Genomic DNA, 9464 nt, shown 5'->3' on the forward strand with positions numbered 1-9464 from the left:
GGACCGTCACCTCCCCATGGGCCGCGAGGACGGCGGGCAGGTCAGCCGGAGCGCCCCGCAGCGTGGCGTCGAGGAACGAGAGCGAAGCAGCGGCGGTGATGCGGTGGCCCTCCGTGCGGCCCAGTGAACCGACCACCCCGGGTACCGGCGGCAGGTAGAACGGGGCGTCGGTGAAGGTGAGATGCGCGGTGCCGGGCACGGTCAGCCGGTAGTTGGTCGCGGCGCCGAGATCCAGCACGCGGGTGAGCCGGGGCAGGTAGTCCGGGTCGGTCCCGGGGCCGATCTCCTGGGTCAGCGCCAGTACCGGCTGCCCGAGGTGTCCCCCGGTGGGGCCGTGCGGGAAGCCGTCCAGGTCGATGACCGCGTCGAACCGGCGGTCCTGGCGGGCCGCCTGCAGAGCGGCCGCACCCCCGATGGAGTGACCGGTCACCGCCACCCGGCCGGTGTCGAGGCGTCCGGCCAGGGTCCCGTCGGCCTCACCCCGGTCCATACGCGTCAGCCGGGTGAGCACGGTCCGCAGGTCCGCGGCTCGGGTGCGGGTCCAGCCCTCCGCCCGTACCGCGTCCTCCTCCCGGTCACCGGACGCCGAGACCCGCGTACGCAGCGTCCGACCGTCCGCGAGGACCACGGCAGCGGAGTCGTAGGGGTGGTCGACAGCGGCCACCACATAGCCATGGCTGGCCAGTTCCTCCGCCCAGGCGGTGTTCTGCGTGCGCACTCCGCCCAGTCCGGGGGAGAACAGCACCACCGGGAGGCGTCCGCCCTCCCTGGCGACGGGCGCGCCGGGCACCGCGTGGCTCCGGGCGCGCGGCAGACCGTCGAGCAGGAAGCCCGGGACCCCCGCGTAGCCGGCCAGCGCCGAGGCCACCGTGCGCGACTCGGCCTCGGTACGCCCGAGGTACGGCATCCGCGGCACGTCCGGGGCGCTCCGCCCGGCGGGATACCAGAGCTGTGTCACCAGCGTGCGGCTCTCCTCGCCCCGGCCCTCCCCTCCGGGGCGCGTGGAGAACTCCAGGACCTGGGTGCCGACCGGGAAGCGTCCTGAGGGCTCGGGGAACTCGGGTACGGGCAGGGCCCACACGGAGACCGGGCCCGACGCGATCAGGGCGGCGCACACCGCGGACCCCGGCAGGGCCAGCCACCACCGGGCACGCCACGGAGTGCGCCCGGTACGCCGCCGGACCATGGGTACGAGCGCGAACGGCGCCGCGACGGCCGCAGCGGCCACCACCGGAACCATCTGCCATCGCAGCCCCCCGACGACGAGGACGGTCACCGACCCCACGAGCAGGGCGCCGGCGGCGAGCGTGGCCGGGCCGCGGAACCGGCCGGGAAGCCAACAGGCCAGTACGATGGTGACGGCGCCGAACACGGTGAGGACTTCCGGGCCGGACAGTGCGAGACCGGTGATCGTCGAGGGCATGGACTCATCGTCCGGGCGGCCGGCATCCCGCCGCATCGGCCTGACGTCGCGGTCGGATGCGACCTGAGACGCATACGGCGGTGCGAAGGATCAGCCTGTACGGGTATACGCCGACCGCCGTCACCCCGCGATGCTCCCCCTCACACGGCCCACCCAAGAACCCTCCGGGCTCCTAGAATCGGAGCAGTCGCAGCGACCTGGGGGCGGGGGCACCAAGGATGAGCCGGACACCATCCCGCTGGGCGACCTCACCGAACGGATGCTCACCGGAACCGCGCTGGACCCCACCCACCACCTCGGCTACCTCACCGAGCGCCAGTTCGGCTACGCCCTGGCGTGCTACTGCCTGCTCCGGGGCGAAACAGATCCGCCCTGGTCCCGTCTGCTGGAACCCGGCGCCCGGGCCGCGCTGGGACAGGGACTGCGGTACCTCGCACGACCCTGACCGATCGGTCAGCTACCATGACGCATGCCTCGTCCGCGTTCCGAGATGCGCCGTCACATTCTCGACGCCGCCCTGCGCCTGTTCGCCCAACACGGCTTCAAGGGGGCTTCCTTGCAGGACATCGCGGCCGAGGTGCCGTGCTCGAAGGCCTCCCTGCTCTACCACTTCACCGAGAAGGAAGCGATCCTCACCGAACTGCTGACGCCGCCGGCCGAGGGGCTCCGCGCACTCAACGGCGAACTGGCCGCTCTGGAAGGCTCGCTCGCGGTGGAACCGGCCGTGACGGGATACGTCGGCCTCGCGATGCTGTTCCACCTGGAACTCAAAATCATCTTCGCGGAGCTGCCGCAGATGCTCGGGCATCCCGCTCTGGCGGTCATCCCTCCCGCCGTCGACCGGCTCGCCGACGCGCTGGCCGGCCGCTCGCGGGAGCCCGGCGCGCTCGTCTCGGCCCGCATGGTGATCGGCGGGGTGGCGGTCGCGGTCGCCGGCGGCGTCGATGTCCCACCCGACGTGATGCGCGACGAACTGATCCGAGGGGCACGCAGAACCCTCGGGCATCCTCACAGCTGAGACAGGCTGTGCAACCGAAGAGAAAGGCGCCGCTTCGCATGGCTGTTCTCCTGTACCGGCTCGGCCGGCTGTCCTTCCGCCGCCGAGGCCGGGTACTCGCCCTGTGGCTGCTGCTGCTCGCCCTGCTCGGTGGCGGCGCGATCGCCTTCAGCGCACCCGCCACCACCGAGTTCTCCATACCCGGGACCGAGTCCCAGCAGGCCCTGGACTCGCTCGCCCGGGAGTTCCCGCAGGCGGGAGGTGCGACAGGCATGATCATCGTGGCCGCCCCCGAGGGTGAGAAGCTCACTCCCGCCGCCGTGGCCCCGGTGGTCGCGGAAGCGGCCGAGGTGCCCGGTGTCCTCGCGGCCATCGACCCGTTCCGGGCCCGGGCCCTCTCGCCGGACGGGCGTTACGCCCTGGTCCAGGTGCAGTTCGACTCGGTGGCCGACAGCGTCACCGACGCGCAGCGGGAGTCGTTCACCGCGGCAGGCGCGTCCGCCGAGGGGCTCCGGGTGGAGCACGGGGGCGAGATCATGCGGGGCGCCCCCGAGATCGGCTCGACCGAGATCATCGGCGTCGGTGTCGCGGCGCTCGTGCTGGTCCTCACGTTCGGCTCCCTCGTGGCGGCCGGGATGACCCTGCTCAACGCCCTCGTCGGGGTGGCCGCCGGCATGGCCGGTCTCTTCTCCCTCAGCAGCATCGTCGAACTGACCAGCACGGCACCCATTCTGGCGCTCATGCTGGGCCTGGCCGTGGGCATCGACTACGCACTCTTCATCACCTCCCGCTACCGGCAGTACCTCGCGGACGGCATGGACGGGGAGGAGGCCGCCGGGCGGGCCGCCGGTACGGCCGGTTCCGCCGTCGTCTTCGCCGGTGCCACGGTCGTCATCGCGCTCGCGGGACTCGGCGTCGCCGGTGTCCCCTTCCTGACGGTCATGGGTCTCGCAGCGGCCGCCACGGTCGCCCTCGCGGTGCTGGTCTCCCTGACCCTGCTGCCGGCCGTCCTCGGATTCGCGGGCGTCCGTGTCCTGCCCCGCGCGCGGCGCACGCAGGACCGCGCGCCCTCGTCCGCCGGTACGGAGACGGCCTTCGGCTTCCGCTGGGGCCGGATCGTGGCACGGTTGCGCGTCCCCGTACTGCTGGTGGGCGTCGTGGGCCTCGGCGCACTCGCCCTCCCCGTACAGGACATGCGTCTGGCCCTGCCCGACGCGAGCACCGAGGCGGCCGGTTCGCCCAACCGCGAGGCCTACGACCTGACGACCGAGGGGTTCGGCGAGGGCTTCAACGGCCGTCTGGTGGCCGTCGTCTCGGCGGCCGACGCGCAGGCGACCGCACAGGCGGCCAAGGAGGCCACCGCGCTGATCTCGGACACCGACGGCGTCCTGGCCGTCGCCGCCCCGCAGCTGAACGAGCGGGGCACGACCGCCCTGCTGGCCGTGATCCCCAGGACGGGGCCCACCGCCGCCGCGACCGAGGACACCGTGCACGCGATCCGCGACCGGGTGGCGGGCGTGCAGGGCGCCGACATCGCGCTGACCGGGGTGACCGCGGTCGGAATCGACGTGTCGGAGAAGCTTGCCGCCGCCCTGCCGGTGTATCTCCTGCTCGTCGTGGGACTGTCGGTGCTCCTGCTGATGCTCGTCTTCCGGTCGGTCCTGGTGCCGCTGAAGGCTGCCCTGGGCTTCCTGCTCACCATCGGTGCCACGTTCGGCATCACCGTCGCGATCTTCCAGGAAGGGCATCTGTCGCAACTGGTCGGCCTCGACACCCCGGGCCCGCTGGTGAGTTTCCTGCCCATCCTCCTGATCGGAATCCTCTTCGGTCTGGCCATGGACTACGAGGTCTTCCTCGTCTCGCGGATGCGGGAGGACTTCGTCCACGGGACCGAGGCGCGCCAGGCCGTCATCAGCGGCGTCGGCCACAACGCCCGAGTGGTCACGGCCGCGGCGATCATCATGACCGCCGTCTTCGGCGGCTTCGTGTTCATGCACGACCCCGTGATCAAGTCCATCGGATTCGCCCTCGCCATCGGCGTTCTCATCGACGCCTTCGTCGTCCGCATGGCCCTGGTGCCCGCGGTCATGCACCTTCTGGGCCGCGCCGCCTGGTGGCTGCCCCGCCCCGTCGACCGGGTCCTGCCCGACCTCGACATCGAGGGTGAACGGCTCAACCAGGCGATTCCCGAACAGCGACCGGGAACAGAGCTCGTGAAGTCCTGAGAGAGGGCCGGCAGGCCCCGCTCGCAACCACGGCGGTTCGGTGTGACCTGCTCACCCTGATCCGGGGGGGGTGTCACCGATCACGGTTCCCCCTCTTTCGTAGCCCCCCGTGGCTTGCCCGCAACACCCTGCCGGGGAGACCCCGCTGCGGCGACGGCGGTGGCGGGATCGGCGGATCCGGACCGGTTCGTGGGTCCGACGGTACGAAGCCGGGTTCGGGGGCAGCCGTATCCATGACGGGCGACGCTCGTTGAGCAGGTATTAGCCAGGCCTACGGCATGGGCCGGTGGCACAGGACGACTGGGGGTGCGCCATGCGGCGGACAATTCTCGAACAGTTTCCGGCCGGAGATCCTCGCGGCAGTTGGGCCGCCGAGGAGTTCGCGGCCGCGCGTCGCGGTGAGGGCCTGGCGGCGGAGGTCGTGATGAGCTTGGAGCAGGACGCCTTCCTCGTGGTCGTCCCGCAGCAGACGGCGGACGCGGGTCGCTGAGGGAACGCCGCACGGCCCCTGGAGGGTGACCGGCCTGACGAACCGGGCACCCTCCAGGGGCCGTCGGGAGCCGCGTTACCGCAGCGCGATCGCCGCGGCCGCCGCGCCGACCAGCCCCGCGTCGGTGCCCATCACGGCGGGCGCGACCGTGAGCCCCCGGACGAACGAGAGCGTGGCGTAGTCGCCGAGGCTGCGGCGCAGCGGTGCGAAGAGCACGTCGCCGGCGCCCGCCACTCCCCCGCCGATCACCGCGATGTCGATCTCGACCAGGGTGGCGGTGGCCGCGATCCCGGCCGCGAGCGCCTGGGCCGCCCGCTCGTACGAGGCGAGGGCGACCGGGTCCCCGGCGCGCGCGGCGGCGGCCACGGCGGCGGCCGTGGTGTCGCCGTCCGGGCCGGGGAGCCAGCCGCCCTCCAGGGCGCGGCGGGCGATGTTCGGGCCGCTGGCGATGCGCTCGACGCAGCCGCGCGCGCCGCAGGGGCACAGGTCGCCGTCCAGGTCGACGCTGATGTGGCCGATGTGGCCGGCGTTGCCGGAGGGGCCCGGGTGCAGCGTGCCGCCGAGGACCAGGCCGCCGCCGACGCCCGTCGACACGACGAGGCAGAGCGCGTTGTCGTAGCCGCGCGCCGCCCCGAGCCAGTGCTCGGCCGCCGTCATCGCGACCCCGTCGCCCACCAGCGCGACCGGCAGCCCGCCGATCGTCTTCTGCACCCGCTCCACCAGCGGGAAGTCGCGCCAGCCGGGAACGTTGACCGGGCTGACCGTACCTGCCGCTGCGTCCACCGGTCCCGCGCTGCCGATCCCGGCCGAGCCCGTGCGCTTCCACAGCGGTGAGGCCGTCAGCTCGCCGAGCACCTCGTCCACAGCGCCCATCACCGCCTCGGCACCCTCCCGGGCGGGCGTCGGCCGCTGCGCCCGTACGAGGAGGTTTCCACCACCGTCGACCAGCGCGCCGGCGATCTTGGTGCCGCCGATGTCGAGCGCGGCGACGAGGTCGGTATGCATCGGTGTGGCTTCTCCGGATGAGTGAAGGGCGGGACCTGCGGGTTCAGTCAATAGTCTGCACAGTCTCCATTGCGTTGACAACGTTGTCCAGGGCCTATGCTCGACGCCACAGCCTCCGTTCGTCTCCGCAGCAGGCTCCGCGGGCCGCCCGGAGGTGCCCGTATGCCGCCCGAATCGCCGACATCACCGCTCTCCCCGCCCGTTCACCCCGCCCGTTTACGACGACAGGACAGCGCACCGTGGACCGGACCACCCGTCACTCCGAGACCCGCTACGGCAACCGGCCGACCATGAAGGACGTGGCGGCCCGCGCCGGAGTGGGCCTCAAGACGGTCTCCCGGGTGGTGAACAGCGAGCCCGGTGTCACACCCGACACCGAGCGCCGCGTGCAGGAGGCGATCGACGCGCTGGGCTTCCGCCGCAACGACAGCGCCCGGGTGCTGCGCAAGGGGCGTACGGCCTCGATCGGCCTGGTCCTGGAGGATCTGGCGGACCCCTTCTACGGCCCGCTGAGCCGCGCCGTGGAGGAGGTGGCCCGCGCGCACGGGGCCCTGCTCATCAACGGCTCCAGCGCCGAGGACCCCGAGCGCGAGCAGGAGCTCGTCCTGGCCCTGTGCGCCCGCCGGGTGGACGGCCTCATCGTGATCCCGGCGGGCGACGACCACCGGTATCTGGAGCCGGAGATCAAGGCGGGCATCGCCACGGTCTTCGTGGACCGCCCGGCGGGCCGGGTCGAGGCGGACATGGTGCTCTCCGACAGCTTCGGCGGCTCCCGGGAGGGCGTGGCCCACCTGATCGCGCACGGCCACCGCAGGATCGGGTTCATCGGCGACCAGCCCCGGATCCACACCGCCACCGAGCGCCTGCGCGGGTACCACGCGGCGATGACGGACGCGGGGATCACCGTGGAGGACGGCTGGGTCTCGCTCGGCACCACCGACCCGGGCCGGGTCCGGGCGGCCGCCGAGGCGATGCTCGGCGGGCCCGAGCCGGTCACCGCGCTCTTCGCGGGGAACAACCGGGTGACGGTGACGGCGGTCCGGGTGATCGCGGAGCGGGAACGGCCCATCGCCCTGGTCGGGTTCGACGACATCGAGCTGGCGGACCTGCTCGGCATCACCGTCATCTCGCAGGACGCGGCGGCCGTCGGCAGGACCGCCGCCGAGCACCTCTTCCGCCGGCTCGACGGCGCCGACCACGCCCCGGCCCGGGTGGAGCTGCCGACGACGCTGATCCCGCGCGGCTCGGGCGAACTGCCGCCCGCCTGAGCCCTGTCGGGCCCGCACGTCGGCGAAGGGCGGCGGCAAGGCTCTGGTGCGACGTGGAAGTGCGCGGCGCCCGGCACAAGAGTGCGGGCCTACCGTGCCCGTACGGGCGCTGCCGCCCGCCGGGACACCTGAGGGACCCGGGGCCGTTGGGGTGGCCGGTGCGCGCCTCGGGGGCGTGGTGCCTCCGGATCCGCGGGGGCGGTTCCTGACGTCGGCCACTGACGGCCCCGGGCCCGTACGGCTCGCTCGTTCGCCGGGCGGCGGACCCCAGCGGACCGTTCCGGTGACCGGGCTCAACTCCCCGTACGGCCTGGCCTTCGACCCGGAAGGCACGCTGTACATCGCGGACTTCGACAACGAGCGGGGGGTGAAGCTGCCGATGCGCGGCGGCCGGCGGACCCTGCCCGTGGCGGGCCTGCACACCCCGGCCGGACTGGCCGTACCGCAGCCGGGGCGCGACGCCTACTGAGAGGTTCCACTGAGGGGTTCTACGGTGCGGTGACCGTCAGGTCGCCCCGGCGCGGTGAGGCGAACGCGTCCAGGTCGGCGCGGGTCAGGCCGGTCAGCCGGGCGACCTCGGCGGTGTCGAGCGCGCCGCAGTCGATGCCGCGCAGCAGGTAGCCGCTGAGGGCCTTGGCGGTGGCGGGCTCGTCCATGACGTCACCGCCGGCCTTGGCGACGTACGCGGCGAGCCGGGCGGCGGCGGGCTCCAGGCCCTCACGGTAGAAGGTGTAGACGGCCGCGTAACGCGTCGGCAGGTGTCCCGGGTGCATGTCCCAGCCCTGGTAGTACGCGCGGGCCAGAGCGCGGCGCGTGAGGCCGTAGTGGAGCCGCCAGGCCTCGTGGACCTGGGCGGTCGGGCCGACGGGCAGGACGTTGGTGGAGCCGTCGGAGACCCGTACGCCGGTGCCCGCGGCGGCGACCTGCATGACGGCCTTGGCGTGGTCGGCGGCCGGGTGGTCGCTCGCCTGGTAGGCGGCGCTGACGCCGACGCAGGCGCTGTAGTCGAAGGTGCCGTAGTGCAGCCCGGTCGCCCGGCCCCGCGCCGCGTCGATCATGCGGGCGACGGCGGCGGTCCCGTCGGCGGCCAGGATGGACTGGCTGGTCTCGATCTGGATCTCGAAGCCAATGCGCCCGGCGTCCAGGCCGTGGGCCTTCTCGAAGGCTTCGAGGAGCTGGACGAAGGCGGTGACCTGCTCGGGGTACGTCACCTTCGGCAGGGTGAGTACGAGGCCGTCGGGGAGCCCGCCCGCCTCCATCAGGCCGGTGAGGAAGACGTCGGTGGTGCGGATGCCCCGGTCGCGCACGCCGGCCTCCATGCACTTCATCCGGATGCCCATGTACGGGGCCGCCGTGCCGTTCGCGTACGCCTCGGAGACCAGGCGCGCGGCGCGGGCGGCGGCCTCGTCCTCCTCGGCGTCCGGGCGGGGGCCGTAGCCGTCCTCGAAGTCGATGCGCAGGTCCTCGACGGGCTCGCGGCTCAGCTTCGCGCGTACGCGGTCGTGGACGGGGCCGGCCAGCTCCTCGGGGATGCCGAGGACGGCGGCGAAGGAGGCGGCGTCGGGGGCGTGTTCGTCGAGGGCGGCCAGCGCCTGGTCGCCCCAGGAGCGGAGGGTGCCGGGCTCGAAGACATCGCCGGGTACGTAGACGGTGTGCACGGGCTGGCGGGTGCCGGGGTCTCCTGGGTAGCGGCGGGCGAGTTCCGCGTCGACCGCCGTGAGGGAGGCGCTGATCTCCTCGCTGACCGTGCCCGCGAGGCTCGTTGCCACCTTCTCCTGCTGACCCATGACCGTACCCTCCACGCTCTCGTTTTTTCCGCTTCCCGGAATCAACAATCCGTATAGTGAAGTTATAAGGCCGCTCGACCTGCGTCAATGGTCGCCCGGAACGGCGCTGGGCCGCGCGGTGGGGTGCACCGTGCGGCCCAGGGGGGTGTTGCTCGTGGTGTTGCTCGGGGTGTGTCAGCCCTTGCGGGTGTTGATCTCTTCGGTGAGCTGGGGGACGACGGTGAAGAGGTCGCCGACGACGCCGTAGTCGACGAGGTCGAAGATCGGGG

The 9464-nt window shown here is 72.9% G+C and carries 9 protein-coding genes; 6 read left to right on the forward strand and 3 right to left on the reverse strand.

Annotated features, from left to right (window positions below):
• The coding region (locus ACFWRT_RS37410; RefSeq protein ID WP_380956032.1) for an alpha/beta hydrolase family protein at positions 1-1423 on the reverse strand (1423 nt) is incomplete at its 3' end.
• 259 nt (positions 1424-1682) lie between these two features.
• Between ACFWRT_RS37410 and ACFWRT_RS37415 the strand changes: the two genes are divergently transcribed.
• The 4 genes from ACFWRT_RS37415 (at position 1683) to ACFWRT_RS37430 (ending at position 5135) form a co-directional block, all read left to right on the forward strand.
• The gene (locus tag ACFWRT_RS37415; protein WP_380956030.1) at positions 1683-1868 is read left to right on the forward strand and encodes a hypothetical protein; all 186 of its coding nucleotides are present in this window, start codon (positions 1683-1685) and stop codon (positions 1866-1868) included.
• Between the two features lie 24 nt (positions 1869-1892).
• Entirely contained in the window at positions 1893-2441 is a 549-nt protein-coding gene (locus ACFWRT_RS37420; RefSeq protein WP_380956028.1) for a TetR/AcrR family transcriptional regulator, read from the forward strand.
• Positions 2442-2479: 38 nt separating this feature from the next.
• Entirely contained in the window at positions 2480-4645 is a 2166-nt protein-coding gene (locus ACFWRT_RS37425) for an MMPL family transporter (RefSeq protein ID WP_380956026.1), read from the forward strand.
• A 313-nt stretch (positions 4646-4958) separates the two neighbouring features.
• The gene (locus ACFWRT_RS37430; RefSeq protein WP_380956025.1) at positions 4959-5135 is read left to right on the forward strand and encodes a hypothetical protein; all 177 of its coding nucleotides are present in this window, start codon (positions 4959-4961) and stop codon (positions 5133-5135) included.
• 75 nt (positions 5136-5210) lie between these two features.
• Here the strand turns inward: ACFWRT_RS37430 and ACFWRT_RS37435 are convergent, their stop codons facing one another.
• Entirely contained in the window at positions 5211-6140 is a 930-nt protein-coding gene (locus ACFWRT_RS37435) for an ROK family protein (RefSeq protein WP_380956024.1), read from the reverse strand.
• A gap of 239 nt (positions 6141-6379) precedes the next feature.
• On the opposite strand from ACFWRT_RS37435, the gene ACFWRT_RS37440 reads away from it, so the two are divergent.
• Both ACFWRT_RS37440 and ACFWRT_RS37445 read left to right on the forward strand, forming a co-directional pair.
• Positions 6380-7408 (forward strand): LacI family DNA-binding transcriptional regulator, encoded by a 1029-nt coding sequence (locus ACFWRT_RS37440; RefSeq protein WP_109976697.1) that lies wholly within the window; start codon positions 6380-6382, stop codon positions 7406-7408.
• A gap of 283 nt (positions 7409-7691) precedes the next feature.
• Entirely contained in the window at positions 7692-7877 is a 186-nt protein-coding gene (locus tag ACFWRT_RS37445; RefSeq protein ID WP_380956023.1) for an NHL repeat-containing protein, read from the forward strand.
• Positions 7878-7896: 19 nt separating this feature from the next.
• Here ACFWRT_RS37445 and ACFWRT_RS37450 read toward each other — a convergent pair whose 3' ends face one another.
• Positions 7897-9195 (reverse strand): DUF6986 family protein, encoded by a 1299-nt coding sequence (locus ACFWRT_RS37450; RefSeq protein WP_380956022.1) that lies wholly within the window; start codon positions 9193-9195, stop codon positions 7897-7899.
• Between the last annotated feature and the right edge of the window lie 269 nt (positions 9196-9464).

It is taken from the genome of Streptomyces cyaneofuscatus (assembly GCF_042718795.1).
GTDB classification, from domain to species: domain Bacteria; phylum Actinomycetota; class Actinomycetes; order Streptomycetales; family Streptomycetaceae; genus Streptomyces; species Streptomyces cyaneofuscatus_A.

Excerpts from the sequence above, each read along its gene's own strand:
- ACFWRT_RS37415 (WP_380956030.1), top strand. The coding sequence starts at position 1,683 with ATGCTCACCGGAACCGCGCTGGACCCCACCCACCACCTCGGCTACCTC.
- ACFWRT_RS37420 (WP_380956028.1), top strand. The coding sequence starts at position 1,893 with ATGCCTCGTCCGCGTTCCGAGATGCGCCGTCACATTCTCGACGCCGCC.
- ACFWRT_RS37425 (WP_380956026.1), top strand. The coding sequence starts at position 2,480 with ATGGCTGTTCTCCTGTACCGGCTCGGCCGGCTGTCCTTCCGCCGCCGA.
- ACFWRT_RS37430 (WP_380956025.1), top strand. The coding sequence starts at position 4,959 with ATGCGGCGGACAATTCTCGAACAGTTTCCGGCCGGAGATCCTCGCGGC.
- ACFWRT_RS37435 (WP_380956024.1), bottom strand. The coding sequence starts at position 6,140 with ATGCATACCGACCTCGTCGCCGCGCTCGACATCGGCGGCACCAAGATC.
- ACFWRT_RS37450 (WP_380956022.1), bottom strand. The coding sequence starts at position 9,195 with ATGGGTCAGCAGGAGAAGGTGGCAACGAGCCTCGCGGGCACGGTCAGC.